At 71.8% G+C, this 26530-nt stretch carries 24 protein-coding genes; 8 read left to right on the top strand and 16 right to left on the bottom strand.

The genetic code is table 11. The annotated features are described in order from the left end of the window. Window positions 1-38: 38 nt before the first annotated feature. On the bottom strand, window positions 39-836 hold the full coding sequence (locus CXH06_RS10420) for a GntR family transcriptional regulator (RefSeq protein ID WP_114855121.1): 798 nt from the start codon (window positions 834-836) through the stop codon (window positions 39-41). A gap of 359 nt (window positions 837-1195) precedes the next feature. Here CXH06_RS10420 and CXH06_RS10415 point away from each other — a divergent pair, with 359 nt between their 5' ends. The 5 genes from CXH06_RS10415 (at window position 1196) to ppc (ending at window position 7395) form a co-directional block, all read left to right on the top strand. Beyond that, window positions 1196-2119 (top strand): transporter substrate-binding domain-containing protein, encoded by a 924-nt coding sequence (locus tag CXH06_RS10415; protein ID WP_114855120.1) that lies wholly within the window; start codon window positions 1196-1198, stop codon window positions 2117-2119. 88 nt (window positions 2120-2207) lie between these two features. After that, on the top strand, window positions 2208-2972 hold the full coding sequence (gene ehuC / locus CXH06_RS10410) for an ectoine/hydroxyectoine ABC transporter permease subunit EhuC (protein ID WP_114855119.1): 765 nt from the start codon (window positions 2208-2210) through the stop codon (window positions 2970-2972). Further along, window positions 2969-3613: an ectoine/hydroxyectoine ABC transporter permease subunit EhuD gene (gene ehuD, locus CXH06_RS10405; protein ID WP_114855118.1), complete on the top strand. Its 645-nt coding sequence runs from the start codon at window positions 2969-2971 to the stop codon at window positions 3611-3613. The genes ehuC and ehuD overlap by 4 nt, the downstream gene beginning before the upstream one ends. Next, complete coding sequence (gene ehuA, locus CXH06_RS10400) at window positions 3606-4421, top strand: ectoine/hydroxyectoine ABC transporter ATP-binding protein EhuA (protein WP_369832983.1); 816 nt, start codon at window positions 3606-3608, stop codon at window positions 4419-4421. Before ehuD ends, ehuA begins: the two co-directional genes overlap by 8 nt. 145 nt (window positions 4422-4566) lie before the next feature. Beyond that, window positions 4567-7395 (top strand): phosphoenolpyruvate carboxylase, encoded by a 2829-nt coding sequence (ppc, locus tag CXH06_RS10395; RefSeq protein ID WP_114855117.1) that lies wholly within the window; start codon window positions 4567-4569, stop codon window positions 7393-7395. A gap of 65 nt (window positions 7396-7460) precedes the next feature. On the opposite strand, the gene CXH06_RS10390 is transcribed toward ppc, so the two are convergent. From CXH06_RS10390 to CXH06_RS10375, 4 genes are read right to left on the bottom strand one after another with little or no spacing between them, the layout of a single operon-like run. After that, window positions 7461-8477 (bottom strand): aldo/keto reductase, encoded by a 1017-nt coding sequence (locus tag CXH06_RS10390; protein ID WP_114855116.1) that lies wholly within the window; start codon window positions 8475-8477, stop codon window positions 7461-7463. 41 nt (window positions 8478-8518) lie between these two features. Continuing rightward, window positions 8519-9085 (bottom strand): GNAT family N-acetyltransferase, encoded by a 567-nt coding sequence (locus CXH06_RS10385; protein WP_114855115.1) that lies wholly within the window; start codon window positions 9083-9085, stop codon window positions 8519-8521. Then, entirely contained in the window at window positions 9082-10152 is a 1071-nt protein-coding gene (locus CXH06_RS10380) for an App1 family protein (RefSeq protein WP_232820305.1), read from the bottom strand. Before CXH06_RS10380 ends, CXH06_RS10385 begins: the two co-directional genes overlap by 4 nt. A 42-nt stretch (window positions 10153-10194) precedes the next feature. Then, entirely contained in the window at window positions 10195-10680 is a 486-nt protein-coding gene (locus tag CXH06_RS10375; protein ID WP_114855113.1) for a GNAT family N-acetyltransferase, read from the bottom strand. A 158-nt stretch (window positions 10681-10838) separates the two neighbouring features. Here CXH06_RS10375 and CXH06_RS10370 point away from each other — a divergent pair, with 158 nt between their 5' ends. Next, window positions 10839-11357 (top strand): protein tyrosine phosphatase, encoded by a 519-nt coding sequence (locus CXH06_RS10370; RefSeq protein ID WP_114855112.1) that lies wholly within the window; start codon window positions 10839-10841, stop codon window positions 11355-11357. Window positions 11358-11369: 12 nt separating this feature from the next. Here CXH06_RS10370 and CXH06_RS10365 read toward each other — a convergent pair whose 3' ends face one another. The 6 genes from CXH06_RS10365 to CXH06_RS10340 form a co-directional block, all read right to left on the bottom strand. Then, a complete protein-coding gene (locus CXH06_RS10365) occupies window positions 11370-12764 on the bottom strand; it encodes a hypothetical protein (protein ID WP_114855111.1) in 1395 nt (464 codons plus the stop codon). A 294-nt stretch (window positions 12765-13058) separates the two neighbouring features. Beyond that, window positions 13059-14702 carry a phosphoglucomutase (alpha-D-glucose-1,6-bisphosphate-dependent) gene (gene pgm, locus CXH06_RS10360; RefSeq protein WP_114855185.1) on the bottom strand — a complete coding sequence of 548 codons (1644 nt, stop codon included), beginning with the start codon at window positions 14700-14702 and terminating at the stop codon, window positions 13059-13061. 107 nt (window positions 14703-14809) lie between these two features. After that, window positions 14810-15580: a hypothetical protein gene (locus tag CXH06_RS10355; RefSeq protein WP_114855110.1), complete on the bottom strand. Its 771-nt coding sequence runs from the start codon at window positions 15578-15580 to the stop codon at window positions 14810-14812. Between the two features lie 82 nt (window positions 15581-15662). Continuing rightward, complete coding sequence (locus CXH06_RS10350; protein WP_114855109.1) at window positions 15663-16679, bottom strand: inorganic phosphate transporter; 1017 nt, start codon at window positions 16677-16679, stop codon at window positions 15663-15665. After that, window positions 16680-17315 (bottom strand): DUF47 domain-containing protein, encoded by a 636-nt coding sequence (locus tag CXH06_RS10345; RefSeq protein WP_114855108.1) that lies wholly within the window; start codon window positions 17313-17315, stop codon window positions 16680-16682. A 272-nt stretch (window positions 17316-17587) separates the two neighbouring features. Further along, window positions 17588-18205: a hypothetical protein gene (locus tag CXH06_RS10340; RefSeq protein WP_114855107.1), complete on the bottom strand. Its 618-nt coding sequence runs from the start codon at window positions 18203-18205 to the stop codon at window positions 17588-17590. 94 nt (window positions 18206-18299) lie between these two features. Here CXH06_RS10340 and CXH06_RS10335 point away from each other — a divergent pair, with 94 nt between their 5' ends. Continuing rightward, window positions 18300-18974: a PH domain-containing protein gene (locus tag CXH06_RS10335; RefSeq protein ID WP_114855106.1), complete on the top strand. Its 675-nt coding sequence runs from the start codon at window positions 18300-18302 to the stop codon at window positions 18972-18974. A 16-nt stretch (window positions 18975-18990) separates the two neighbouring features. On the opposite strand, the gene CXH06_RS10330 is transcribed toward CXH06_RS10335, so the two are convergent. Beyond that, complete coding sequence (locus CXH06_RS10330; protein ID WP_114855105.1) at window positions 18991-19665, bottom strand: hypothetical protein; 675 nt, start codon at window positions 19663-19665, stop codon at window positions 18991-18993. Window positions 19666-19798: 133 nt separating this feature from the next. On the opposite strand from CXH06_RS10330, the gene CXH06_RS10325 reads away from it, so the two are divergent. After that, window positions 19799-20977 (top strand): ROK family transcriptional regulator, encoded by a 1179-nt coding sequence (locus CXH06_RS10325; protein ID WP_114855104.1) that lies wholly within the window; start codon window positions 19799-19801, stop codon window positions 20975-20977. Between the two features lie 3 nt (window positions 20978-20980). Here CXH06_RS10325 and CXH06_RS10320 read toward each other — a convergent pair whose 3' ends face one another. The 4 genes from CXH06_RS10320 to CXH06_RS10305 are packed head-to-tail and all read right to left on the bottom strand — an operon-like array spanning window position 20981 to window position 26514. Continuing rightward, complete coding sequence (locus tag CXH06_RS10320) at window positions 20981-22357, bottom strand: sugar ABC transporter substrate-binding protein (RefSeq protein ID WP_114855103.1); 1377 nt, start codon at window positions 22355-22357, stop codon at window positions 20981-20983. Window positions 22358-22367: 10 nt separating this feature from the next. Beyond that, window positions 22368-23300 carry a carbohydrate ABC transporter permease gene (locus CXH06_RS10315; protein ID WP_114855102.1) on the bottom strand — a complete coding sequence of 311 codons (933 nt, stop codon included), beginning with the start codon at window positions 23298-23300 and terminating at the stop codon, window positions 22368-22370. 13 nt (window positions 23301-23313) lie between these two features. After that, window positions 23314-24228, bottom strand: a complete 915-nt coding sequence (locus CXH06_RS10310; RefSeq protein ID WP_114855101.1) for a carbohydrate ABC transporter permease — start codon at window positions 24226-24228, stop codon at window positions 23314-23316. Between the two features lie 33 nt (window positions 24229-24261). After that, on the bottom strand, window positions 24262-26514 hold the full coding sequence (locus tag CXH06_RS10305) for an alpha-galactosidase (RefSeq protein ID WP_114855100.1): 2253 nt from the start codon (window positions 26512-26514) through the stop codon (window positions 24262-24264). Window positions 26515-26530 lie beyond the last annotated feature (16 nt).

Here is a 26530-nt window from a genome sequence, read left to right as displayed (position 1 = left end):
TGCGGATCACCGCGGGGGAGGGGCCTTCTCGCGTCCGCTCAGACGGGCGAGCCGTTCTCGCCGATGGTGGTCCACTCGGGGCCGTCGGACTCCAGCAGATCCGGATCCCGCACGACCTCCTGCTCGTCCTCCCCGGCGCGCAGGCGGCCGGCGAACTCCCGCAGGTTCTCCCGCAGCAGGGCCCGGGCCCGGGAGGCGTCGCCCCCGTCGAGCGCCTCCAGGAGCGTCTCGTGCGTGGTCGTGAGGTCCGCGCGCACGCCGTAGCCGCGCGGATCGGAGAAGCTCCCCATCCGGGTGAGGATCACGATGGTGTTCATCGCGCTGGCCAGGAAACGGTTGCCCGAGAGCTCGGCCAGCTGCTGATGGAGGTCGAGGTCGGCGTTCCCGGCCTCGATCACCTCCTCGGCGGCGAGGGCCGTGCGGACCCGCTCCAGGCAGGCGCGCAGCGGGGCCAGCAGCGCCGCGGCTCCCAGCTCGTCCCCGGCGGCCCGCAGCTCCTGCACGCGGTCCGCGACGATGGAGGCGGCCTGCATCTCGATGCCCAGGCGGTAGTCGATGAACTGCGACATGGCCGCGGCGTCCATCGTGGTGACGAACAGGCCGCGTCCGGGCACCTGCGTGAGCAGCCCGTCGCGGACCAGGCGCTGGCAGGCCTCCCGCAGCGAGGAGCGGGAGATGCCCATCTGCTTGGACACCTGCACCTCCGGGACGGTGTCCCCCGGGCGGAGATCGCCGGTGTAGATCGCATTGCGCAGCTCGAGCTCGGCCTGGTCGATGATCGAGGGGCGGCGGATCGGCTGCATCAGCGGCAGCCGGACGGTCTCCTGGCGGGGCATCGGCATCCTCCTGTGCTCCGGGGGCGTTGTGCCCGCGCGGCGTCGTCTCATCATCCGGCATGGGGCGGCGGGATCCGTGTCGGTGCAGAGTCATCGCTGTCACACCCGCTGTCGATGCAGGTCACAGGAGAATCTGGAGCCTTCCGTCCCCGTCGGGCGGGTCACGACACCATCACGATAGGTGCCGCAGGTCCCGAACGAGCCCGCCGAGACCGCTAGCGTAGTCGTGTATCTGACGTCCGGATCATCGGATTGTCAGACACGAGTCACGAGTCACGAGTCACGAGACCCGCCGCGCCGGGCCCCGCGCCACGGCCGCACCGCACGCGAATCATCGAGAACGCCGAGGGAGCATCTCCATGCACAACCGCCGCAGCTTCATCCATGGCAGCGGGCTGGTCCTGTCCGCCGCCGCACTGGGCGGCCTCGCCGCCTGCAGCCGCACCGAGACCGGGGGCGGCGACGGTGGCTCCGGTGCCAGCGACGCCGGCGGCGGCGATCTCCTCTCCCGCCTGCAGGAGGCCGGGAAGATCACGGTCGGCTTCGCGGGCGAGGCGCCCTACAGCTTCGACGACAACGGCGAGCTCACCGGCGCCACCGTCGCGCTGCACCGCGAGATCTTCGGCGAGCTCGGCATCGCCGAGGTCGAGGGCACGCTCACCGACTGGGGATCGCTGATCCCGGGTCTGAACGCCCAGCAGTTCGACGCCATCAGCGCCGGCATGTCGATCCTGCCCGAGCGCTGCGCCGAGGCGGCCTTCAGCGAGCCGGAGTTCCAGTACACGACCGCGCTCATGGTGCCGACCGGCAACCCCGAGGGCCTGACCAACATGCAGTCCTTCGTGGACTCGGGCCTCACCGTGGCCACCATGACGGGCGCCATCGAGTCGAGCTACGCCGAGGACCTGGGTCTGGACTCCATCGAGGTGGGCGGCCCGCAGGACGGCGTGGACGCCCTGAACAGCGGCAACGCGGACGCCTTCGCGCTCACCGCGATCTCGCTGAACTGGCTGGCCGAGAACTCCAACGTCGACGTCGAGGTGACCGAGAGCTTCGTCGCCGAGATCGACGGGGTCAAGCAGTACGGCGCCGGCGGCACCGTCTTCCGCCAGGAGGACACCTCGCTGCTGGACGCCTACAACGAGAAGCTCGCCGAGATCATCGGCGATCCCGAGCGCTACCTGTCCATCGTCGGCGAGTTCGGCTTCACCGAGGCGGAGCTGCCGCCCGAGGAGATGACGGCCGAGCTCCTGTGCTCGGGCGATCTGTCCTCGCTGCAGTGACCCGCCCCTGTTCTGATATCGCACCACACGCAGCGCGCCCCGTCCCGGGGCGCGCTCCGCGTGCGTCCACCGCGGAGGTGATGCACCGATGGGCGGTCTGACCGACTTCGTCGAGAACTTCGGGATCAACACCGAGGCTCTCGTCGCCCGCATGCCCGTGATCCTCGAGGGGATCCTGGTCACCGTCCAGCTGACGGTGCTCGGAGCGCTCGGGGCGATGGCGATCGCGATGATCCTCGGCCTGGCGCAGAGCGTGAAGCTCGCCGCCGTGCGCATCGCGGCCCGCATCGTCGTCGAGTTCTTCCGCGGCACCTCGCTCGTGGTCCAGCTGTTCTGGTTCTTCTTCGTGCTGCCCCTGCTGGGCTGGCAGCTGGACCCGCTGTTCTGCGGCGTCCTGGCGCTGTCGCTGAACTACGGCGCCTACGGCGCTGAGGTGGTGCGCGGCTCGGTCGGCTCGGTCCCGAAGGGCCAGTACGAGGCGATCAGCGCGCTGAGCCTCAGCCCGCTGCGCGGCATGTTCCGCGTCATCGTGCCCCAGGCCTGGGCGCTCATGATCCCCTCGCTGTCGAACCTGCTGATCCAGCTGCTCAAGGGCACGGCCATCGTCAGCATGATCACCCTGCACGATCTCTACTTCCAGGTCGACCAGCTGCGGCGGACCACCGGCACCTGGTACGCCTTCGGGTTCGGCCTGCTGGCGTACTTCGTCATCGCCTGGGTGCTGGTCGCCTTCATGAACGCCCTGGAGATCCGTGCCAAGCATCGGATCGGCCGCGGTCCGAGCCTGCGCGAGTCCCTCGGGCAGCTCTTCCGCTCCCCGGGCCGGAAGCAGATCGGAGGTGAGCTCGCATGAGCGACATCTGGAGCTGGGAGCACGCGGCCGCCGCACTCCCCGCCCTCCTGGAGGGCTTCAAGGTCACGCTGCTGGCCACGCTGCTGGGCACCCTGATCGCCGTCGTGCTCGGGCTGGTCGTCGCCATCGTGCGCCGCACCGCGCCGAGGATCCTCAGCCTACCCGTGACCGGGGCCGTCGAGTTCATCCGCATGACACCGCTGGTGGTCCAGCTGGTGTTCGCGAACCTGGTGCTCTCGCAGTTCTTCGAGACTCTCACCATCGGCATCTGGGTGCTGGGCATCCACTACACGACCTACATGGCCGAGGTCTACCGTGCGGGCATCGACTCCGTCGCCAAGGGCCAGTGGGAGGCGGCGACCGCGCTGTCGCTGCCCCGGGCACGCACCTGGCGCGCGATCGTCATCCCCCAGGCCGTCCGCAACACCCTGCCGGCCCTGGGCAACTACGCGATCTCGATGTTCAAGGAGACGCCCTTCCTCATCGTCATCTTCATCTCCGAGATGGTCAACCAGGCGCAGAACTACGGCGCCAACACCTACCGGTACACCGAGCCGATCACGATGGCGGGCCTGATCTTCCTGGCCGCGAGCTATCCGATGTCCCTCCTGATCCGACGACTGGAGAAGAAACTTGCCTGAGAACACCCCGACGCCGGGAGCCGTCCCCGAGGGGGCCGCCGACGGCACACCCCACCTGCAGTTCCGCGACGTGGTCAAGAAGTTCGGCGACAACACCGTGCTGGACGACCTGAACTTCAGCGTCTCGCAGGGGGAGCGCGTCACCCTGATCGGTCCCTCGGGCTCCGGCAAGACGACGATCCTGCGCCTGGTGATGACCCTCGAGGAGCTCACCGGCGGCTACATCGACATCAGCGGCCAGCCGCTGCAGTACACCGAGCGGGGCGGGAAGCGCGTCCGGGTCCCGGACAAGCAGCGGCGCCGGACCACCACCCAGATCGGGATGGTGTTCCAGCACTTCAACCTGTTCCCCAACATGACGGTGATGGAGAACATCATCGAGGCGCCCGTCCACGTGATGGGGCTGGGCCGGGACGAGGCGGCGGACAAGGCCGAGGCCCTGCTCGACAAGGTGGGCATGGCCTGGAAGAAGGACGCCCGGCCCTCGCAGCTCTCCGGCGGTCAGCAGCAGCGCGTCGCGATCGCGCGGGCGCTCGCCATGGACCCGGAGATCCTGCTGCTGGACGAGGTGACCTCGGCGCTCGACCCCGAGCTGGTGGGGGAGGTGCTGGGCGTGCTCAAGGACATCGCCGCGGAGACCGACATCTCCATGCTCATCGTCACCCACGAGATGCAGTTCGCGCGGGACGTCTCCCATCGCGTGATGATGTTCGACCAGGGATCCGTCGTCGAGCAGGACTCGCCGGAGAAGATCTTCACCGAGCCGGAGCATCAGCGCACGCAGGACTTCCTGCGAGCCGTGCTCTGAACGGCCCGCCGGTTCCGTCCGCCCACTGATCGCCTCGGGGAGCGGTGGATCCGCGCGATAGTCTGTGCCCGTTCGTTCCGCGCCGTGGCGGTCGCCTTCTGCTGTCGGCGGCCGCTCCATGGTGTGCCGACCTTCAGGAGGCCCCGTGCCAGAATCCGACGCCATCGCCGTCCCCACTTTGACGAGCGAGTTCCCCGTCGTCGGCGACGACCCCCATATCGATGCCCCGCTGCGGGCGACGGTCCGCCGTCTGTCCACGCTGCTCGGCCGCACGCTGGCCGACCAGCACGGCCAGGAGCTGCTCGATCTCGTCGAGCAGGTCCGCACGCTCGCCAAGGCCGCGAAGTCGGCCGATACCGACGGCGACGCCCGTGACGTCCAGTCCCGTCTGGCCGAGCTGCCCACCGAGCAGGCCACGGCGCTGACCCGCGCCTTCACCCAGTACTTCCTGCTGGCCAACGCCGCGGAGCAGGTCTACCGCGTGCGGGCCCTGGATGCGCGCCCCTCCTCGGAGTCGTGGGTGCCCCGCACCGTGCGCGCCGTCGAGGAGGAGCTCGGCTCCGAGGGCCTGCAGCAGGCCGTGGACTCCCTCGACGTGCGCCTGATCTTCACCGCCCATCCCACCGAGGCCTCGCGCCGGGCGGTGCTGACCAAGCTGCGCGGCATCTCGGACCTGCTGGGCGAGGAGACCGAGGAGGGCACGCCCGAGCGGCGGCGCCAGGACCGGGACCTCGCCGAACTGGTGGAGTCGCTGTGGCTGACCGACGAGCTGCGCCGTCAGCGCCCCACCCCGCAGGACGAGGCCCGCAACGTCCTGTACTACCTGCGCCAGCTCTACCGCGTGACCATGCCCGAGTTCCTCGACGAGCTGCGCGACGAGCTGCGCAGCCACGGCGCGGACCTGCGTGAGGGCCAGGTGCCGCTGCGCTTCGGCTCCTGGATCGGCGGCGATCGAGACGGCAACCCGTACGTCACCGCGGAGGTCACCCGCGAGGTCCTCCAGCTCCAGGCCGAGGCCGCGATCGACATCGCGATCGAGACCATCTCCGAGCTGATCCTCGAGCTGTCCGTCTCCAGCGACCTCACGGGCGACGACGAGCAGCTGCGGGCGAGTCTCGAGCAGGACCTCGCCTTCAGCTCGGACGTCGACGCGGAGCAGCAGCGCCTCTTCGACCAGGAGCCCTACCGGCTCAAGCTCGGCACCATGCGGGCGAAGCTGCGCGCCACCCGGGAGCGGATCCGCGCCGGGGAGGCCCACGTGCACGGCCGCGACTACGGCGACAACGAGGAGATGCAGGAGGACTTCCGGATCCTGCGCGAGGCGCTCGCCCGCCACGGCGGCGTCCGCGCGGCCGACGGCGCCCTCTCGATCGCCCAGCAGGTGCTCGCCGGCTCCGGCCTCAACCTCGCGATCCTCGACGTGCGCGAGCACTCCGAGAAGCATCACGAGGTCGTCGCGCGCCTGGTGGACCGGGTGGGGGAGCTGGACCGCCCCTACGCGGAGCTGAGCCGTGCGGAGCGGACCACCGTGCTCTCGGCCGAGCTCGCGAGCCGTCGTCCCCTCGTCGGCTCCGCGCTCGACGACGACTCGACGATCCTCGACGACTCCACGCGCACCACCTACAACGTGTTCCGCGAGATCCGCGGCGCGCACCGCCTCTACGGCCCTTCCTGCATCGAGACCTACATCATCTCGATGACGCACGGCGCCGACGACGTGCTCGCCGCGGCGCTCCTGGCCCGCGAGGCCGGGCTGGTCTCCCTCTCCGGCGGGGAGCAGAACCGGGCGGACATCAGCTTCGCCCCGCTGCTCGAGGAGGTCGCCGAGCTCCGCCACGCCGACGAGATCCTCGACGAGCTGCTCAGCGACCCCTCCTACCGGGAGATCGTGCGCCTGCGCGGCGACTTCCAGGAGGTCATGCTCGGGTACTCCGACGGCAACAAGGACTCGGGCGTGATGACGAGCCAGTGGGAGATCCACCAGGCCCAGCGCCGTCTGCGTGATGCCGCGGCCCGCCACGGCGTCACCCTGCGTCTGTTCCACGGGCGCGGCGGCTCCGTCGGCCGCGGCGGCGGCCCCACCTACGATGCGATCCTCGCGCAGCCCTACGGCGTGCTCGAGGGCGAGATCAAGTTCACCGAGCAGGGCGAGGTCATCTCCGACAAGTACATGCTGCCCACGCTGGCCCGGGAGAACCTGGACCTGTCGCTGGCGGCCGTGCTCGAGGGCTCCGCGCTCCACACCTCGCCGCGCACGCCGGAGAAGACGCTGGACCGCTTCGGCGAGGTGATGCAGACGGTCTCCGACGCCGCCTACACCCGCTACCGCACCCTGGCGGACGATCCGGATCTGCCGGAGTACTTCGTGACCTCGACCCCGGTCGAGCAGCTCGGAGACCTCAACATCGGCTCGCGCCCCTCGAAGCGGGCGACCTCCGAGAAGGGCCTGGACGGACTGCGGGCGATCCCGTGGGTGTTCGGCTGGACCCAGTCGCGCCAGATCGTGCCCGGGTGGTTCGGTGCGGGCTCCGGCCTGAAGGCGGCCCGCGAGGCGGGTCTCGAGCCGGATCTGCACGAGATGTACCGCAACTGGCACTTCTTCCGCACGGTCATCAGCAACGTCGAGATGACGCTGGCCAAGACCGACATGCAGATCGCGGCCCACTACGTGCACTCCCTGGTGCCGGAGCGGCTGTGGCCCCTGTTCGAGCGGATCAAGGCGGAGTACGAGCTGTCGGTCGCGGAGATCGAGCGCCTCACCGGGGTGCTGGAGCTGCTGGACAACCAGCCGATCCTCAAGCGCACCCTCGCCGTCCGCGACCGCTACCTGGATCCGATCTCCTACATGCAGGTCGCGATGCTGCAGCGCGCTCGTGCGGCCACCGCCGACGGCGGCCAGCTCGATCCGGAGCTGCAGCGTGCGCTGCTGACCACGATCAACGGGATCGCCGCGGGGCTCAAGAACACCGGCTGATCCGCGGGGCCGACGACGTCGCGGGCGGGCATCGACCACAGCGGTCGGTGCCCGCCCGCGGGCGTTCAGCGGCCGGTGCCGTCGACGGCGTGCTCGTCGATGCGGGCGAGCTCCTCGTCGGCGAAGGCGAGGTTCTGCAGGGTCTCGATGTTCTGCTCGAGCTGGCGGACCGAGGAGGCACCCACCAGCGCGGTGGTGACCTGCGGGTTCCGCAGCACCCAGGCGAGCGCGAGCTGGGCGAGGCTCTGCCCGCGCTCGTGGGCGATCTCGGACAGGGCCCGCACCCGCTTCTGGTAGTCCGGATCGGTGACCTGCCGCTCGCTGAGCGAGGTCGAGGAGCCCGCCGCGCGGGAGGCCTGCGGGACGCCGGACATGTATCGGTTGGTCAGCAGTCCCTGCTGCAGCGGGGAGAAGGCGGCCACGCCCACGCCGAGCTCGTCGACGGTCGCCAGCAGGCCGTCCTCGACGTGCCGGTTGAACATCGAGTACGAGGGCTGGTGGAGGACCAGCGGGGTGCCGAGGTCGGCGAGGAGGGCGGCGGCCTGCCGGGTCCGCTCGGGGGAGTAGTTCGAGACCCCCGCGTACAGCGCCCGGCCGCTGCGGACGGCCTGCGCGAGGGCGCCCATGGTCTCCTCGAGCGGGGTGTCCGGGTCCTCGCGGTGGTGGTAGAAGACGTCGACATGATCCAGGCCCAGGCGGGCCAGGGACTGGTCCAGCGAGTCGAGCAGGTACTTGCGGGAGCCGCCGTCGCCGAAGGGGCCGTCCCACATGCGGTACCCGGCCTTGGTGGAGATCACCAGCTCGCCGCGGTGGCGTGCGAAGTCCCGCGCGAGGATGCGGCCGAGGTGGGTCTCCGCGCTGCCGGGCGGCGGTCCGTAGTTGTTGGCCAGGTCGAAGTGGTTGACGCCGAGATCGAAGGCGCGGCGCACGATCGCCCGCAGCGACTGCGGATCGCGGTCCTCGCCGAAGTTCTGCCAGAAGCCCAGCGAGATCGGGGGCAGCTGCAGGCCGGAGCGGCCGGCCCGACGGTACGGGGTGTGGTCGTAGCGATCAGGGGCGGGGGTGAAGGCGTCGTCGCTCATGGCACGAGACTAGCCCCGTCGGCCCGCCGGCATCCCGCGCGTCAGGGGGCGGCGGTCAGGGGGCGCTCCATGACGTCCATCCCGAGCTCGGCGACCTTCAGCGCCTCCGCGCTCCCGGCGAAGGGGACCCGCTGGCCGGTGGGGGCGAAGCCGTGGCGCTCGTACCAGGCATGCAGCTCGGGCCGCGACTGCAGCACCCGGATCATGAGCACGTCGACACCGATGCCGCCCAGGTGCGCGGCCTGGGCCTCGAGCAGGCGCGCGCCCAGGCCGCGGGACTGCGCGGCCGGGTGCACGGCGAACAGTCCGAGCTCGGCGCGGGTGGTGCCGTCGGCGCTGACCGGCTCCCGGTGGGTGTAGCAGCATCCGCGCACGGTCCCGTCGAGCTCGGCGACCAGCAGGGTCACCGTGTCGTCGACGAGCATCGCGGCGACCTCGCCCTCGTCCGTGCGTGCCCCGTCCACCAGATGCGCCTCGGTGGTCCATCCGCCCTCGCCGCGGTAGGCCGCCTGCACCAGCGCGACGATCGCGGGGACGTCGTCCTGGCGGGCGGGGCGCAGCAGCACCTCCTCCGGGGAGCGGGGAGCCGGGGTCTGCTGTGCGGTCATGCCGTGATCTCTCCGGTGCGTTCGAGGGCGGCGAGCAGTCCGTGCCCGCCGGGGGCGGTGAGGGTGAGCGGAGCGCCCGCGGCCTGCTCCGAGCCCTCGAGGGGGCGCCGGGTGCCGTGGGCGAGCAGCTGCTCGGGTTCGGTGAGCTGCCGGATCAGCACCATCTCGACGAGCTCGGGGTGGCGGGCCGCGAACTCCGCGTAGATCGAGGGGTCGTGCTGCCCGTCGTCCCCGATGAGGATCCAGCGCATCCGGGGGTAGGTCGCGGCGAGCTGTTCGAGGGAGTGCAGCTTGTGCTCGGGTCCCGAGCGGAAGAAGCCGGTGTGGGTGGGGCCCCAGTCGGTGAGCAGCAGGGGCCCGTCGGGATACCCGTTCTTGTACAGGAAGCGCTTGAGCACGGGGAACACGTTCCAGGCACCGGTGGAGAGGTACACCACCGGCAGGTGCGGGTGCTCGCGCGCGAGGCGCTGGTAGAGCATCGCCATGCCGGGCACCACGCGTCGTGAGGACTGGTGGATGACGAAGGCGTTCCAGAAGGCCAGCAGCGGGCGGGGCAGCCAGGTGACCATGACGGTGTCGTCGATGTCGCTGACCAGCCCGACCTCCGCCTCGGGGTCGACCACCGTGATCTCGGCGGTGACCTCGTTGCCGGGTGCCGTCCACAGCAGCACCTCGTGCCGGCCGGGGCAGAGGGCCACCTCGAGCGACGCGTCGACGATGCCGGAGCGATCCGCTCGCACCGTGAACTCGCGGTCGCCCAGCAGGACATGGACCGTGGCGCGGGGCACCACCTGGCTCGCGAAGCTGCGCCAGCCGCGCACCGCCATGGTGCGCATGTCATGGACCGGCTGGTCGTGGAAGCTCGCGGGTGTCCCCGGGGAGGCGTACAGGACCTTGGCCAGCACGCGAACGTGGTCGGAGGAGCCGTAGCCGTGGAAGGGCTGCAGGCGCGGCTGCCAGCCCATCCGGCGCAGCGCGGCGCCGACGGTGCTGTTCTTGAGGTCCTCGAGCCGGGCCGCCCAGTGCGGGCGGTCCCGCCCCGCTCGCGACCCGACCGCACGCAGCACCGTGCGGGGGGACGGCAGGGACGAGGGCGCCTTCACCGGGCGTCAGACGGAGCGCGACATCTTGAGCCAGGCGCCGTCGGGATCGTCCTCGACGACCTCCCAGCGATCGCCGGTGTCGACGAAGCCGAGGCTCTCGTAGAGGGACTTCGCGCTGCTGTTCTTGGGGCCGACGTACAGCGTGACGGTGTCGGCGCCGTCCTCGCGGGCCCACTCGATCACGGCCTCGGCGAGTCGCTGCGCGAGCCCGCCGTGACGAGAGGTGGGGGTGGTCCACATGGCCTGGAGCTCGCGCTCGTTGGCGGGGGAGTCCTCCTCGTGGCGTGCGGCGACCACGGCGACCGGCTGCCCGGACTCGAGCGCCAGGAACCAGGCGGCGTCCCGGACGCGATCCTTCCAGACCGAGTCCTCGTAGGTCGATTCCCTCTCCCAGGTCTGCCCGAAGGCGGCAGGGTCCGTGCTGAGGGACCTCAGACGGATCTCGCGCACGAGCGACCAGTCGTCGTCGTGGGCGCGGATGATGTCGGCCATGGGTGTCCTCCTGAGCCGTCGTTGCGTGGTCACGGGCGATCAAGCCCTGGAGATGGTGATCGCGGGCTGCCCCCGGGCATCGCATGCACTCCCGCGAGCATTGTACGGGTCCGGGCGAGTCGGTGCTCCCACCGCTCCGACGTTGACACAATGGGGTCATGTCGACCCTTCGCCTGCTCACCGTCTGCACGGGCAACGTCTGTCGCTCGCCGGCCGCTGCCGTGATGCTGCGGGAGGCGATCGGACGCGCCGGCCTCGCGGACCGGGTCGAGGTGGGATCCGCCGGGACCAGCTGGGAGGCGGAGGGGATGCCGATGGACGACCGCACCGAGCTCGCCCTCGAGCATGCGGGCTTCGTGCGCCCCTTCGAGCACACGGCCCGCACGATCCACCTCACCGAGCTGCTGGCCTGGGACCTGGCGCTGCCGATGACCTCCGCGCAGGCGCAGTCCCTGCGCAGGATGGCGCAGCAGGCGCCGAGGGGATCGGCGCCGCCGGAGATCACGATGTGGCGCCGCTTCGATCCCGCGATCGCCCCGGAGACACCGGAGACGGAGATCGCGGTGGAGGACCCCTGGTACGAGGGGCAGGCGGCGTTCGACCGGACGATCCAGGAGATGCAGCGCAGCGTCCCCGCGATCATCGCGCGGGTGGAGGAGCTGCTGGCCGAGCGCTGATCCGGACGGGGCTCAGGCGCCGGGCCCGGGTCCGCGCCGGCTGAACCAGGTGGCGCCGACGAACCCGGCGGTGGTCAGGAAGCCGATGCCGAGAGCGACCCAGAGGACCTGACGCATCTGCCCGAAGGCGGAGGACGAATCGTCGTTGAACGCGTTGAAGAGGCGGACCACGGGCCCGCCCTCGCTCGCGGTGGAGGTCGAGGCCCGCTCGGCCGGAGGCGGGGGAGCGCTGGGCTGCATCGCGCCGGTGCCCTCCTGCGAGGCCGTCTCCTCCGAGGCGGTGAGAGGAACCGTCGGCTCGGCGCGGGACGCCGGCTCGTCGGCGGTGGACCGCACCGCCGGCGCCTCGGCGATCTCCGTCGCCGGCTCCTCGGGGGAGTGCTCCTCAGGGGACGTCTCGGGGATGACCGGCGACGGGGGCTCGGGCGAGGCGGGCACCTCGGGGATGGCCACGGGAGCGAGCTCGTCCTGATCGGCCTCCGGCTCGGTCGCGGACTCCGCGGTGTCTTCCTCGGTCACCGGCTCCTCAGTCTCCGGGGTCTCGGTGGACTCCTCCGTGGGCTTCTCGGTCTCCGGGTCCTCGGTGGGCTTCTCGGTGGGGTCCTCGGTCTCCGGGTCCTCGGTGGGCTTCTCGGTGGGGTCCTCGGTCTCCGGGTCCTCGGTGGGCTTCTCGGGCTCCGGGGCGGGCGGCTCGTCGCCGGCGGTGTCCTCGCCGGTGCCCGGGGCCGTGGTGGGGCTCTCCGTGTCCGGGACGTCCGTGGGCTCGTCGGGCTCGGGAGTCGCCGACTCCTGACCGGTCTGTCCGTCATCGGGCTGTGCCTCGCCGGACTCGCCGTCCCCTGAGGGAGCGCTCCCGGATTCGGTGTCTTCGACCGGCGCCTCGGTCTCGGGGGCCGTGGTGGGTTCTTCGGGTTCGGGATCCGCGGTGGGCTCTTCGACCTGTTCGTCGTCGGCCCCGTCGTCCTCCGCCGGCTCCTCGTCGGCCGGATCCTCGGCGGAGGTGCCGTCCTCGTCGTCCTCCCCGTCCGGCGGGGGAGTGATGCTCACGTCGATCTCGACGTCGGCGCCGCCGCCCTGCTCGGGCTCGCCCCGGTCCTCGTCGCGGTCGCCGTCGCCGTTCGCGGCGCCGTTGCCCTTCCCGGTGCCCTTCCCCGGCTCGGTCTCGGGCGGCCGGGCGGGAGTCGTCGGCGCCGGATCGGCCGCCTCCGGGGGGCCGGTCGCGCCCTGCGGGCGCTTCGTGATCGAGATTCGCGCGGAGGCCTGCGCCGCGGCGGACGGCGTCCCGGCGTCCTCGGACACCGTCCCGTCATCGGGCTGGGGGGCCTCGGCGAACGACGGCGCGACGGCGAGGGGGAGGGTCATGGCGAGGGCGGCGGACCCGGCGCACAGTCGTGAGCGCAGGCGCATAGGCGTGGTCCCCCTCCCTGGATCGCGGACGCGGACGTCCTTACCGGCATCGTTTCTGGTGGGTCCGACCGAGCACATTACCCTACCGGCCCTTTACAACCCTCCCATCCTGCGCGTCGGGGAAAGCGGACACAAGGGGCGTGTGGACGGCGCCACCCGCGGGTGATTTGCATCAAGCAGGCTCCGGTTTGACGCAGTCTTTACTTGCGACCTGCACCGATGCCGAAGGCTGGAAGTCCCCTCGACGTTCCACGAGACCGCGGAGCTCCTTGCTCCGGGCGGCGCCGGCGCGGATCAGGCGGGTTCGTCGGAGAGCGCGCCGTCCACGAGATCCTTCGCGGCCTCCTGCACCCGGACCAGGTGCTCCTCGCCGCGGAACGACTCGGCGTAGATCTTGTAGATGTCTTCGGTCCCCGAGGGGCGCGCCGCGAACCAGGCCGAGTCGGTGGAGACCTTGAGGCCGCCGAGCGCCCCGCCCGCGGGTGCCTCGGTGATCGCCGCGGTGATCGGCTCCCCGGCCAGCTCGGTCGCGGTGACCTGCTCCGCGCTGAGCGATGCGAGCTTCGCCTTCTGCGTGCGGTCCGCGGGGGCGTCGACCCGGGCGTAGGCGCTCTGGCCGAACTCCTCGACCAGCTCCTGGTGCAGCGTGCTGGGCGAGCGGCCCGTCACGGCGAGGATCTCCGAGGCCAGCAGCGCGAGGATGATGCCGTCCTTGTCGGTGGTCCACACCGAGCCGTCGCGCCGCAGGAAGGAGGCTCCCGCGCTCTCCTCGCCTCCGAAGCCGACGGAGGAGTCGATCAGCCCCGGCACGAACCATTTGAAGCCCACCGGCACCTCGAAGAGCTCGCGTCCCAGCGAGGCGACCACCCGATCGATGAGGCTCGAGGAGACCACCGTCTTGCCGACCTTCGCCGTGCTCGGCCAGTCGGGGCGGTGCGCGAAGAGATAGCGGATCGCGGTGGCGAGGTAGTGATTGGGGTTCATCAGCCCGTCGGGGGTGACGATGCCGTGGCGGTCGGCGTCGGCGTCGTTGCCGGTGGCGATGTCGTACTCGTGGCGCTTCTCGAGCAGCGAGGCCATCGCCCACGGGCTCGAGCAGTCCATCCGGATCTTCCCGTCCCGGTCCAGGGTCATGAAGCCCCACTGCGGGTCCACCTCGGGGTTGACCACGGTGAGATCGAGGTCGTGCATCTCGCCGATCTCCGCCCAGTAGTCGACGGCGGCGCCGCCCAGGGGGTCCGCCCCGATGCGCACGCCGGCACGGCGGATCGCCTCGATGTCCACCACGTTCGGGAGGTCCTGGACGTAGGTGTGGAGATAGTCGTAGCGGCCGGCGTCCTGCAGGGCCTTCTGCCGCCCGTGGCGGCGAACGCCCTTCAGGCCCTCGGCGAGCAGCTCGTTGGCGCGCCGGGCGATCCACCCGGTCGCCTCGGACCCGGCGGGACCGCCGTGCGGGGGGTTGTACTTGAAGCCGCCGTCGCGGGGCGGGTTGTGGCTGGGGGTGACGACGATGCCGTCGGCCCGGCCGGGATCGTCGGCGGACCGGCCGCGGTTGTGGACCAGGATCGCGTGGGAGAGGGCGGGGGTGGGCGTGTAGCCGTCCTGCGCATCGACCAGCGCGGGCACGTCGTTGCCGGCCAGCACCTCCAGCGCGGTGTCGAAGGCGGGCCGGGACAGGGCATGGGTGTCGCGGCCGATGAACAGCGGTCCGCGGATCCCCTGTGCCGCGCGGTGCTCCACGATCGCCTGCGTGGTGGCGGCGATGTGGTCCTCGGTGAAGCGGGCGTCCAGCGAGGAGCCGCGATGCCCCGAGGTGCCGAAGGCGACGGCCTGATCGGGGTCCGACGGGTCCGGATGGAGGTCGTAGTACGCGTCCAGGAGCGCGTCGACGTCGACGAGATCCTCCGGGAGAGCCTTCTGGCCGGCGCGGGGGTGCATGGTCACCACTCCATCCTCGGGGTCGGGGTCACCCCGTCACTGTAGGTCAGGCGTCAGCGGGGAGCGCGGGGCCGCGTGTTCCTGAGATGGCACCGGAGGGTGCGGTCTCAGGCGCGGCGGGACCGCACCAGCAGCACGATGCCGATGATCGTCAGGATCAGCCCGACGAGCCCGGCGACGACGCCGATGATCGGGCCGATCAGCAGCGGGCCGGCCATGCTCAGGAGGCTGTAGGGCCCGAGATAGGCCGGGCCGTCGGTGCCCGTGCAGGAGATCGTCACCGTGGTGTCCTGCAGGGTGGCGACGCCGAGCACCTGGACGTACTCGGAGCCGTCGCCGAAGACCGTGGTGCTCGAGCTGGGCACGGTGCTGACGTCCCCGGACCCGGAGCCCTCGGCGGTGCACTGCGCGGCCTCCGCGTCCTCGGCCGGGACGTAGACGATGAGCATCTCGTTGGCGGGCACCTCGAGATCGACGGTGCCGCCGTCGATCACGGTGGGGCCCGAGGTCGCGTCCGGGACCAGGGAGCTCATCGACCAGACGATGCCGCCGATGGTCATCACGGGCCCCACGATCACCAGCAGGATCAGGCCGATGACGAGCGGGACGACGCCCCGTCGCCGGCGTCGCGCGGGTCCCAGGTGGCCGGTCGAGGGGAGCGGGCCGGTCTGCGGGACCTCGCCGCCGCCGAAGGGGCCGCCGGTGGGCGCGCCTCCGGGGGCGGGGGCGCCGTAGGGGTCGCCTCCGGGCGCCTCCTGACCGGAGGGGGACCACTGCTGCGGCGCGCCGCCCCCGCCCGGAGCGGGCGTGGTGGGGGCCGGCAGCCCGTAGCTGGGACGCTTCCGGGGTGCGGGCGTCGTGGACTCACCGTCGGACATCGGGGCTCCTTCGCGATTCGGCTCGTCCCAGGATACGGGCCGATCCTCCGTGGAGCCCGAACCGGTTCCGAGCACGCACGGCTCAGACGAGGCTGAGCTCGTGCATCACGCCGAGCAGGGCCGCGCAGATCACGGCGCAGACCAGCGGGGTGCCCACCCAGACGGAGAGCATGGTGCGCGCGGTGGACCAGCGGACGTGCCGGGGGCCCATCGCCGCTCCCGCCCCCACCACGCTCGAGGCGAGGGAGTGGGAGGTGGAGACCGGGGAGTCCAGGCCGAAGATGCTCAGGGACATCGTGGACGCAGCCGAGGTCTCCGCGGCCAGGCCCTGGGCGGTGGTCAGCTCCGTCAGCCGCCGGCCGATGGTGCGGATGATCCGGTGGCCGCCGATGAGGGTTCCGGCGCCCATCGCGATCGCGACGGCGACCATCATGGCGTGCGTCGCCGTCGACCCCATGCCCGCGGCGGAGGCCCCCACCACGATCACGGCCAGCGGCAGCCGGGAATCGGCGATCCCATGGCCGGTCGCGACCGCGCCGGCGGAGATCATCTGGGCGAAGCGGAGGTGGCCGATCCGCAGCCGGTCGCTGCGCATCACCGACTTGACCACCTGCATCAGGAGGAAGGCGACGGTCGCCGAGAGCACAGGGCCCAGCAGCGAGATGGTGAGGATCGTCCCCAGCCTCCCCCAGGCCGCGACCGTGCCGATCGCGAGGGAGGCACCCAGCGTCGCGGAGAGGAAGGCGTGCCAGGTGGAGGACGGCATCCCGATCCACCAGGTCACCAGCTCCCAGAAGATCGTCGTCAGCATCACCGCGATGAGGACGCTGGCGAACAGGTTCGGGGCTCCGGCCGTGCCCTCCGCGAGGTTCTGCAGTCCCATCAGGGACAGCGCCCACTGGGCGGTCGCCGAGATCAGCAGCGTCCCCAGCAGGGCGCCGAGCAGGTTGAGGAGGGCGGCCATGTACAGCGCCGTGGATTCGCGCAGCGACCGGGTCGTGATCGCGGTGGTGACGGCGTTGGAGGCGTCGTGGAAGCCGTTCACGTAGGCCATCACCAGGGCGAGGACCACCACCAGGGTGAGCATGGTCGGGGCCATTCAGGAATCCTTGACGCGCAGCAGATCCGCGCTCCGCGCCGTCCGCTCCTGGAACGCGAGGGTCCGGCCGACGGACTCGCAGACATCGTGGAGCGGGAGCATCTCCTGGGAGGATCCGCCCTGCTGGTAGAGCTCGCCGAGCGCCTGGCGGACCAGGCGGTCGCCCTGCCGCTTCAGCTTGCGGATCTGCAGGTAGTAGTCCCCGAGATCGCGCACGCTGTGCAGCGTCCAGGAGGCGACCACGGTGAGCTCCGCGGCGCGCTCGATGCCCTTGGCCGCGTCCAGCAGCGGCGTGGGCAGGGCGCCGACGCGCGAGGCCACCAGCAGCTGGGCGGTGTGCTCGAGCGAGTCGACGGTGTCCGTGATCGTCAGGGAGAGCTCGTAGAGCAGCTCCGCCTCGTAGGGCGTGATCAGCGACTGGGCGAGGCGCTCGGCGATGCGGCGGCTCAGCTCCTCGGCGACCGTGGACTGCTCATGGAGCTTGGGGACGATCCGCGTGCGCTCGCGGTACCCGTGCCCCAGCAGCTTCGAATGGGTGTCCGCCGCCTGGACCAGCAGCTCGGCCAGCTCCCCGAAGAGTCCGTACAGCGGACCTTCCGTGCGCCGCGGGAACAGCCGGGAGAGGAACTGCACCATCTGAGCCCGCCTCCTCGCGCCCGACGGCGCCTGCTGACACCCGGTCCCCGTGGAGAGTCGGGTCCGGCCTGCTCGTGGATGCTCGTGCGCCGGACCGGGATGCGCCTGTCGGCGCGAAGGCCGCTCGAAGCGGCAAATGTTGGAGCCCGGGGCAACCGCGGCCCGACGCCCGCTCATCGTAGAACACGGCCGCCCGGGGCGCGCAAGCCGTGGAGCGCTGCACATGGCCTGGACCACGCTGCGCCCGGGAAGGCAGGGGCGCCCTCCGGGCGTCAGTCCAGGCGGCCCGCCTCGGCGCGGCGTCCCGCGGCGGTCAGCTCCTCGCCGGTGCTCAGCAGGCGCTCGGCCTGGCGGGTCCGCTCCTCGTCGGCGTCGGAGTCGGCGAGATGCGCGGTGCCGTGCGCGATCACCATGGCGACCGCGCCGGCGCGGCGCAGGGCCAGCCCGAGATCCCCGGTGAAGGCGCCGCGCAGGATGTCGTCCATCGTGCGGCGGACCTGATCGACCTCGGGCGGCTCGGCGAAGCCCGAGAGGTAGCGCAGTCCCGGGACGGTGCGCGACCCCGCCCGATAGCGGTGCACCACGTCGACGCCGTGGCGCTGGACCCAGGTGTGCAGCACGTACAGCCGCCACAGGGCGCCGGGGAGGGTCGTGGCCGGGGACGTCGACCAGAGCGTCGTCAGGTCTCCCAGCCCGTCGTTCTCCGCCAGCTGCACCACGCGCTCGACGACCCCGGGGTCGGAGCTGTGGAACACGCCGTCCAGCAGCGCCCGGGCGCTGTCGTGCGCGAGATCCGTGGAGGTGGAGGGGTCGGGCGCGCCGGGGATCGTGTCGGCGACCGAGGCGTACAGCGGCGCGGGCCGACGGTACCGGGGTGCGGAGGAGGACATGTCCGGCACCCTACGCCGCGCCGCCGGGCCGGCGCACCGCGGACGGGGAGTTCGCCCCATCGACCGCCGAGCAGAGGGTCACTACGCTGGTCGGATGACGATTCCCCGCCAGGTCGGGCCCGGCCCCGAGACCGGCCCGCGCACCGTCCTGCCCGACTATTCCCGCAGCTCGGCGACGGTGGAGCGGATGGTCGCCGCCCTCGGCCCGCGTCCCGGGCGCACCGAGTCGGCGGGCGGGGCCCGCCGCGGCCGCGTCCGCGCCCTGTTCCCGGCGGCCGCCGTGCGGGACACCTTGCTGCGCGCGGTGGTCGCCGCACTCTGCCTCGGGGTGGCGCTGCTCGCCGCGGCCGGCCTGCTCGTGCTCTGGCTGGGCGTCGCGCCCGGGCACTCCCCGGGGATCGGACGCCTGCTGGTGATGCTGGTGCTGGGCGCCCTGACTCTCCTGCTGGGACTGCTGGGCGCCCGCTTCTCGCTCGCGGCCCTGGGGACGGCCCGCGCCCGGGTCGAGATCACCGAGGGGGACCTGCTGGTCGTCGGCCCCCTGCGCGCGCGCCGGGTGCCCTGGCGCGAGGTGGTCGCGGTCGAGTCCCGGGTGGTCCATCCCGTGCACTGGCTGACCGCGGCGCTGCGCCTGCGCGACGGGACCCGGGTGGTGATGCCGGCCTTCGACCGTCACATCTGGACCTGGTCCCGGCCCTCCGGGCAGGACGTCCGCGCCCTGCGGACCGAGCTGCACCGTCGGGAGCGGGCCGGCCGCGGGCCGCGGTGAGCCCGGGGCGGGATGCTCAGGCGCCCGGTGCCTCGCTGGCGCCGTCCTCCCACAGCCGGCGGTTCGCCGCGACCACGCCCTCGCGGGAGACGTCGGAGACGTGCAGGATGCCCTCCTCGTCGAGGGGGAGGTGACCCATCCGCCAGCTGCCGTCCGCCTCGACGTGGAACATCTGCGGGACGGGGTCCTGCGGGGCGGACAGATCGGTGCGGCGCAGCGAGACGGTGCGCTCGTTGCCTCCGTCGAGGAAGGCCAGGACGATGTCCGAGACGGAATCCGGCACGTGGGACGGGTCCGGCAGCGCGGAGACCACGAAGGAGTCGAGCTCGTCCTGGGTGAGCATCACCACGGCCTCGTTGGCCTTGATGAGGAAGGCCATCCGCATGGCCTCGCCCTCGGACAGCGCGATCCCCAGCCAGCGATCGGCGGCGGTCAGGGCGGTCGCGATGACCTGCCCCTCCTCGCCCAGCAGCCACTGCCCGTCCTCGGACCGCTCGACCTTGCCGCGGGCGCGCAGACCGGAGGTCACCGCGGCGGTGACGAACTCGCTCGCGGCCTCGGGGGCGCTGCGCAGTCCCACCTGCTCCCGGGTGATCCGTCCGTTGTCCGTCGGGCGCAGGGACAGCATGAAGTCGATCTCGTACGCCGTGTAGATCGTCGCCTGCTCGTCGGCGGCGGTGCTCTCGCTCATGGTTCCCCTTCGGTGGGCGGCCCCGTCGCCGCGGGAGGGCTCCGGGATTCGTGTCACGGGAAGCATGTCAGATGCCGGGACGAGGCTCCAGCCGTTCTCAGCGTCCGCCGCGGTGCGCCGATAAGCTCGCAGGATGCAGGGGGACAAGGGCGCCGTCACCGTCACCGCCGCGGACGGGGCGAGAGCGGAACGAGATCTCGGCAGCGAGAGCATGCGCGCGGTCTATCGCGACCTGCTGCGGTTCGGCCCGCGCTCCCGCAGCGAGCTCACCGCGCGGCTGGGGCTGTCCGCGCCCACCGTCACCCGCGTGACCCGGGAGCTGATCGAGGCCGGTCGCCTGCACCCCCTGGAGGTCCTGGCCAGCACGAAGGGGCGTCCGCAGGAACCGCTGGACATCGAGGAGAACGACGGGCCCCGCTTCATCGGCGTGAAGGTCACCGCCGAGGAGATCCACGCCGTGGTCACCACCGTGCGCGGCAATGCGCTCGAGGAGCTGACGCTGCCGCTGCGCGGCACGGCCCCGGAGGTCGTCCTCGAGGCCGTCTCGACGCTGGCCCTGACCCTCGCGGAGGCGCATCCCCACGTGGTCGGGGTCGGGGTGAGCCTCGGCGGCCGGGTCGACTCCCGCCGCACCGTCGTCGGCTCCACCCTGCTGGGCTGGACGCGGCCGCAGGAGATCGCCGCCCGGCTCGAGGAGCGGACGCGCCTGCCCGTGGTGGTGGAGAACGACCTGCTGGCGATGATCGCGGGCCTGCACTGGTTCGGCCTCGGCCGCGCCTATCGCTCCTTCGCGGTGCTCACCGTCGGTGCCGGCGTCGCCCTCGGCACCGTCTTCGACGACCGCGTCATCACCGGGCGCACCCATCTCGCCGGGATCACTGAGGCGATGCCCGTCGGCGCACGCCCGGACGGCACCCCGCTCCCCGTGGGCGAGGTCGCGCGGACGGAGAACCTGCTGCGCCGGGCCCGGGAGGACGGGGTCCTCGCCGACGGGGAGGGGCTCCCGAGGCTGCGCGAGCTGCTGGCCGCGGAGGACCCCGCGGCGTGCCGGATCGCCGGCGACCTCGCCCGGGCCCTCGCCCGGGCCGCGGCGGCCGTGGTCGCCCTGCTGGACCCCGAGGCCGTGGTGGTGGGCGGGGAGACCCTCGACGTGGTCCGAGCCGCGGGCGGGACCTTCGAGGACACGCTGCGCGGCGCCGTCGCCCCGGCCCAGCGGGACCTGGTGGTGCGCGAGCTGGGCGGGGACTTCGACGAATGGGCGCGCGGCGCGGCCGTGATCGCGATCCAGGACTTCGTCGGCGCCCCCGCCTGAGCGTCACTCGAACAGGGCGTTGACCCTGTCGTTGTACGCGGCGAAGTCCGCGCCGTCGATCTGCCGCAGCCAGCACTGGTCGAAGGCCGACTGCATGATCGTCATGATCTGCGCGGAGTTCTCCACCAGCGGGTACAGGGCGGTCTCGCCCCGCTCGACCCGGTCCGTGAACGGGGTGACGTCCAGCCCCGAGTCCGCGTAGGCCTCGATCGCCGCCGCCGTCCCCACGTCCGTCGAGGGGAAGAAGGGGGCGCGCTCGCCGATGATCTGCTGGGCCTGGTCCGAGGCGAGGAAGGCGATCAGCCGCGCGGCCTCCTCCTTGTGCTCGGACTGCGCCGAGATGGAGTCCCCGAGCCCGTTGAACATCGACATCGGATGGCCCAGCGGACCGGAGGGCAGCGGCGCGATCCCCAGCTCCATGCCCTCCATGTTCGCGTAGGTGGTGATCATCCACGAGCCGGCCAGCGCGAGCGCCGAGGTGCCGGACTGCAGCTGGATCTGGGGCGGGCTGGAGTCGCCGAAGGTGCCGAAGGGCGGGAAGTAGCCCTTGTCGACGAGACCGAAGTACCAGTCCATGGCGGCCGCGAAGCGGGGATCGTCGTAGTTGAAGCGGCGCCCCCAGGTGGGCTCGTCGGTGTACGTCCACCCCGTGGCCAGGGCGAAGGTGGACCAGCTCGACTGACCGGTGTAGTCGGTGCCGGCATCGGCGCCCAGGCCGTAGCGGGCGATGTCGGTGGGGTCGAAGCCCTCCTCGTCGCCGCGCACGCCGTTGCCGTCGATCGTCAGCCGCGCGAGCAGGCGCTCGAAACTGCCGCCGTCCTCGGGATTCCAGTCCAGGTCCTCGAGGTCCTCGGGGGAGAGGCCCTCCTCCTCGAGCATCGTCCGGTCGTACATCAGCGCGATGGTGTCGTAGTCCTTGGGGATGCCGTAGCGCTTGCCGTCCTGGCCGGTCCACAGCTCCTGCAGGCCGTCCTGGAAGCGATCCGCGGACAGCTCGTCCAGCGGTCCCAGCCCGTCCAGCGGGCTGATCACGCCCAGGCTCACGAACTCGGGATAGCGGGCGAGGTGATCGGCGAAGGCGTCCGGACCGGCCTCGGCCACGAAGCTCGCGGTGAGCTTCGTCCAGTAGTCGTCCCAGCCCAGCTGGGTGATGCGGACGACGACATCGGGGTTCTCCGCCATGAAGGCGTCGATCGCGGCGGAGTACGCGGGCAGCTGGTTCGCGTCCCAGAGCCAGTAGTCGATCTCGGTGGCGCCGGGGGCTCCGGCATCGCTGCCGCAGGAGGACAGAGCACCGGCGCCCAGGGCTCCGGCGGCGGCCGCGGCCGACCCCTGGAGCAGGCGGCGGCGCGAGAGGGCGGAAGGAATCGGGGAGTTCATCTGGGGCACCTCACTTGATCCCGCTGAAGCCGATGGAGTTGACGATCTTCTTCGCGAAGAGGGCGAAGAGGAGCAGCATGGGGGCGGCCGCCACGAGGGTCGCGGCCATCAGCCCGGACCAGTCCGGGCCGGTGCCGGGCGCCTGGGCGCGGAAGACGCCGAGCGCCACCGTGAGCACCCGGGACTGATCGGTGTAGGACACCATCAGCGACCAGAAGTACTCGTTCCAGGCGGTCATGTAGGTCAGCAGGGCGAGCGTGGCCAGCGGGGCGCTGGACATCGGCAGCACCAGGGTGAAGAACACCCGCACCTTGCTCGCGCCGTCGATCAGCGCGGCCTCCTCCACCTCGCGGGAGATGTTGTTGAAGAACTGCCGCAGGAAGAAGATCGCGAAGCTCGAGATGAACATCGTCGGCAGCATGATGCCCAGCAGCGTGTCCACCAGGCCCAGGTTCTTGATGAGGATGAAGTTGGGCAGCAGGGTGAAGATCTGCGGGATCATCAGCGAGCCCAGGAAGATGAGGAACACCGTGTCCCGTCCGCGCCAGCGCAGGCGGGAGAAGGCGTAGGCCGCCATCGCGCAGGAGAAGGTCTGGACCACGGTGACGGTGGTCGCCACGATCACGGAGTTCAGCAGGTAGCGCCAGAAGTTGATGGAGGCGCCCGAGCCGCCCTGGGAGATCGCGGTCTCCACGTCCTGGAGGCCGAAGACCCGCTCGAAGCCGCCCAGGTTGATGCCCACCGGCAGCAGGCTCCCCGGGTCGGTGCCCAGCGCGGTGTTGCTGGACAGCGCGGTGCGCAGCATCCAGTAGAAGGGGAACAGGGTGATGAACAGGAAGATCACCATGACGGCCCAGGCGAGGATCCTTCCCCAGGGGACGGGGCGCCGGGGGCGGTGGACGGTCGGGCGATCGGTGGTGGTGGAGTGCTCGGTGATGGTCATGATCTGCTCTCCCTCAGTCCAGGTCCGACTGTCCGGCGCGGCTGGCGAAGTACTGCGCGAAGGTGATGACCATGAGGATCAGCAGCAGCGCGACCGACAGCGCCGAGGCGTAGCCGAACTGGTACTGGCCGAAGGCGTTCTCGTAGATGTACATCTGCAGCACCTTCGAGGCGTCGGCCGGGCCGCCCTGGGTGGTCACCGAGATGGTGTCGAACACCTGGAAGGAGCCGATGATGGACATGATCAGCACCAGCGCCAGGATCGGGCGCAGCAGCGGCAGGGTGATCCGCCGGAACTGGGCCCATTCTCCGGCGCCCTCGGTGCGGGCCGCCTCGTAGAGATAGGTGGGGATGGACTGCAGGCCCGCGAAGAGCAGCAGGGCGGTGTAGCCCATGTGCCGCCAGACGTTGACCAGCGCGACGGTCGGGATCACCCAGGTCTCGCTGGCCCAGAAGGCCACCGGATCGAAGCCCACCCACTGCAGGAAGATGTTGACGATGCCCAGCTGGGTGTCGAGGATCCACAGGAACACCAGGGCGGCGACCACGTTGGACACGAGGTACGGGGTCAGCACCAACGAGCGCAGCAGGGTGGACTGCGTCAGGCGCTGCATGAGCACCGCCATGAGCAGCGCCACCACGGTCTGGATCCCGATGTTGAGGACGACGTAGAGCACCGTCACCTTCAGCGAGTTCCAGAACACCGGATCGGCCAGCATCCGCTGGTAGTTCTCCAGCCCCACCCAGACGGGCGGGGTGAGGGTCGTGTACTCGGTGAAGGAGTAGTAGATGCCGGTGAGCAGCGGCCACACCAGGAACACCAGCAGGCCGACGGAGGCGGGCGCGATGAACAGCAGCGCCAGCTTCGTGTCGTCCTTGCGCCGGCGCCGGCCAGGGGCGGACCGCGTCGTCGTCGTCGCGGTGGACATGAGGTCCTTCTTCCTGTCGGGGTGGGGGAGGGGTCAGCGGCCCGCGGCGGCGGGCGCCTCGTCCTCGCGGTCGAGGGTCAGCAGCAGGGCCTGCTCGGGATCGAGGTGGGGAGCGGCGAGCCCCGCGCGGAGCAGCACCGCGCCGGGGACCACCACGCCGTCCTCCGCGGCGGCGCGCTCCAGCCAGGGCGCCTCGCGCAGTCCGGAGGGCCGCTCGCCGATCCGCACCGGGCGGACCCGGTAGCGGGCGGCGGGGTCCAGGCCGGGGAAGCGCAGGCGCTCGGGCTGCGACTGGCCGGCACGGCCCACGGAGGCGAGGGTGAACAGCGCCGCCTCCCGCCCGGGGGAGACGACCCCGTGCAGCCACAGCGGGCTCGTGCCGCGGTCGGCGCGGACCAGGTCGCCGGTGAACAGCAGCTCCCGCTGCTCCTTGAAGAGCGCGATCCACCCCTGCAGCTCCGCGAGCTCCTCCGTGCCGGCGCGGGCGAGGTCCCACTCGATGCCCAGGTGCCCGAAGAGCGCGGAGGCGGCGCGGAAGCCGAGGGTGTGCAGGCGCCCCGTGGTGTGGTTGCGGCCCGAGGCGATGTGGCTGCCCATGAGCTCGAGGGGGATGAGCTGCGAGGTCCAGCGGTTCATCTGCTGACGGTCCAGCGGGTCGATGCAGTCCGAGACCCAGACGCGGTCGGTGTGCTCGAGCACCCCGAGGTCCACGCGGGCTCCGCCCGAGGAGCAGGACTCGATCTCGAGCCCGGGGTGTGCCCGCTTGAGCTCGTCCATCAGGCGGTAGGCCGCCAGGGTCTGCTCGTGCACCGCGGCCCGGCCGGTCGCTCGGGTGGCGGCCTCGACCAGGTCGCGGTTGTGGTCCCACTTGATGTAGCCGATGTCGTAGGCGTCGAGCACGGCCATCATCTGGTCGCGCACGTGCGCGTACGCCGCGGGCAGCGACAGGTTCAGCACCTGCTGGTTCCGCGAGGGCAGGGGGAGGCGGTCCGGGCTCGGGGCCATGAACCATTCGGGGTGGGCGCGGGCGACGTCGGAGTCCTCGCTGATCATCTCCGGCTCGAACCACAGCCCGAACTCCATGCCCAGGCCCGTGACGTGGTCGACCAGCGGGCCCAGGCCGTCGGGCCAGGCCTCCGCGGAGACCACCCAGTCGCCGAGGCCCGTGGTGTCGTCGCGGCGCGAGCCGAACCAGCCGTCGTCCAGCACGAAGCGCTCCACGCCCAGGGCGGCGGCGTGGTCGGCCAGAGCGGTCAGCCGGGCGAGGTCGTGGTCGAAGTACACCGCCTCCCAGACGTTGAGGGTGACCGGCCGGCGGGTGTCCACGTGCCGGGGCCGGGAGCGCAGGTGGCGATGGAAGCGGGAGGCGACGGCGTCCAGGCCCTCGCCCCAGGAGGCGTAGAGCCAGGGGCCGACGTGCTGCTCGCCGGGGGCGAGGAGCACCTCGCCGGGCAGCAGCAGCTCGCCGCCGCCCAGCACGCGGGCGCCGGTGTTCACCTGCTCGGCGAGATGGCGGTGGTTGCCGGAGAAGGCGGTGTGCACGGCCCAGGCCTGACCGGAGCGGAAGCCGGTGCCGGGCAGCGCGGCGTGCAGCACGTGGGCGGAGTCCGCGCCGGTGCGACCGCGCCGGTTCTCGCGCAGATGGGTGCCGACGGTGAAGGCGCGGCGCTGCTCGGTGCGCTCCAGGCCCCAGCGCCCGGCGAAGTCGAGCAGCTCCTCGGCATCCCCGGGGACCGGCACCGTGAGGGTGAGCTCGTCCAGCCCGTAGGGCGTCCCGCCGGTGTTCGTCAGGGCGGCGCGCAGGCGCAGCAGACCGGAGGGCAGCAGCTCCACGTCGAGGGCGACCTCGAGCCCCTGCTGCTCGTCGGCGAGGTCGAACCGCGCCGCGGCGGCGCCGCTCTCGGCATGGGCGGCGGTCAGCGGCCGGCCGTCCACCGCGATGCCGCGGGTGACCAGGCGGCTCGCCCAGCCGGTGCCGTCGGGCCGGGCTCCGTTGAGCCCCTGTCGGCCGATCCAGCCGTCGGACTGCAGGGGGATGATGCCCACCCGGGAGGGGACGTCGACCTCGTTGTTCGCGACCGGGGTGACGGCAGCCCCGCAGGCGGCGTCGATCCCCTCGTCGCCGAGCACGCCGAGGGCCGCGCCCCAGTGGACGATCGCGGGGGCGCGGCCGTCGGTGACGTCCATCAGCACGGAGACGCCGGCGGCGCTGAGATGGAGCCGCTGGGTCGCACCCGGGCGAGGTGCGGTGACGGGGTGATCGACGGGGAGCCGACGGGGGGACATCGATGGCCTCCGGGGG

It is taken from the genome of Brachybacterium sp. YJGR34 (assembly GCF_003347015.1).
Lineage (GTDB): Bacteria > Actinomycetota > Actinomycetes > Actinomycetales > Dermabacteraceae > Brachybacterium.
This window is presented reverse-complemented; position numbering and strand designations above follow the sequence as displayed.

What these genes read in the sequence shown, in the direction of transcription:
- CXH06_RS10420 (WP_114855121.1), bottom strand. Translation starts at nt 836, where the DNA reads ATGCCCCGCCAGGAGACCGTCCGGCTGCCGCTGATGCAGCCGATCCGC.
- CXH06_RS10415 (WP_114855120.1), top strand. Translation starts at nt 1,196, where the DNA reads ATGCACAACCGCCGCAGCTTCATCCATGGCAGCGGGCTGGTCCTGTCC.
- ehuC (WP_114855119.1), top strand. Translation starts at nt 2,208, where the DNA reads ATGGGCGGTCTGACCGACTTCGTCGAGAACTTCGGGATCAACACCGAG.
- ehuD (WP_114855118.1), top strand. Translation starts at nt 2,969, where the DNA reads ATGAGCGACATCTGGAGCTGGGAGCACGCGGCCGCCGCACTCCCCGCC.
- CXH06_RS10390 (WP_114855116.1), bottom strand. Translation starts at nt 8,477, where the DNA reads ATGAGCGACGACGCCTTCACCCCCGCCCCTGATCGCTACGACCACACC.
- CXH06_RS10385 (WP_114855115.1), bottom strand. Translation starts at nt 9,085, where the DNA reads ATGACCGCACAGCAGACCCCGGCTCCCCGCTCCCCGGAGGAGGTGCTG.
- CXH06_RS10375 (WP_114855113.1), bottom strand. Translation starts at nt 10,680, where the DNA reads ATGGCCGACATCATCCGCGCCCACGACGACGACTGGTCGCTCGTGCGC.
- CXH06_RS10370 (WP_114855112.1), top strand. Translation starts at nt 10,839, where the DNA reads ATGTCGACCCTTCGCCTGCTCACCGTCTGCACGGGCAACGTCTGTCGC.
- CXH06_RS10365 (WP_114855111.1), bottom strand. Translation starts at nt 12,764, where the DNA reads ATGCGCCTGCGCTCACGACTGTGCGCCGGGTCCGCCGCCCTCGCCATG.
- pgm (WP_114855185.1), bottom strand. Translation starts at nt 14,702, where the DNA reads ATGCACCCCCGCGCCGGCCAGAAGGCTCTCCCGGAGGATCTCGTCGAC.
- CXH06_RS10355 (WP_114855110.1), bottom strand. Translation starts at nt 15,580, where the DNA reads ATGTCCGACGGTGAGTCCACGACGCCCGCACCCCGGAAGCGTCCCAGC.
- CXH06_RS10350 (WP_114855109.1), bottom strand. Translation starts at nt 16,679, where the DNA reads ATGGCCCCGACCATGCTCACCCTGGTGGTGGTCCTCGCCCTGGTGATG.
- CXH06_RS10345 (WP_114855108.1), bottom strand. Translation starts at nt 17,315, where the DNA reads ATGGTGCAGTTCCTCTCCCGGCTGTTCCCGCGGCGCACGGAAGGTCCG.
- CXH06_RS10340 (WP_114855107.1), bottom strand. Translation starts at nt 18,205, where the DNA reads ATGTCCTCCTCCGCACCCCGGTACCGTCGGCCCGCGCCGCTGTACGCC.
- CXH06_RS10335 (WP_114855106.1), top strand. Translation starts at nt 18,300, where the DNA reads ATGACGATTCCCCGCCAGGTCGGGCCCGGCCCCGAGACCGGCCCGCGC.
- CXH06_RS10330 (WP_114855105.1), bottom strand. Translation starts at nt 19,665, where the DNA reads ATGAGCGAGAGCACCGCCGCCGACGAGCAGGCGACGATCTACACGGCG.
- CXH06_RS10325 (WP_114855104.1), top strand. Translation starts at nt 19,799, where the DNA reads ATGCAGGGGGACAAGGGCGCCGTCACCGTCACCGCCGCGGACGGGGCG.
- CXH06_RS10320 (WP_114855103.1), bottom strand. Translation starts at nt 22,357, where the DNA reads ATGAACTCCCCGATTCCTTCCGCCCTCTCGCGCCGCCGCCTGCTCCAG.
- CXH06_RS10315 (WP_114855102.1), bottom strand. Translation starts at nt 23,300, where the DNA reads ATGACCATCACCGAGCACTCCACCACCACCGATCGCCCGACCGTCCAC.
- CXH06_RS10310 (WP_114855101.1), bottom strand. Translation starts at nt 24,228, where the DNA reads ATGTCCACCGCGACGACGACGACGCGGTCCGCCCCTGGCCGGCGCCGG.
- CXH06_RS10305 (WP_114855100.1), bottom strand. Translation starts at nt 26,514, where the DNA reads ATGTCCCCCCGTCGGCTCCCCGTCGATCACCCCGTCACCGCACCTCGC.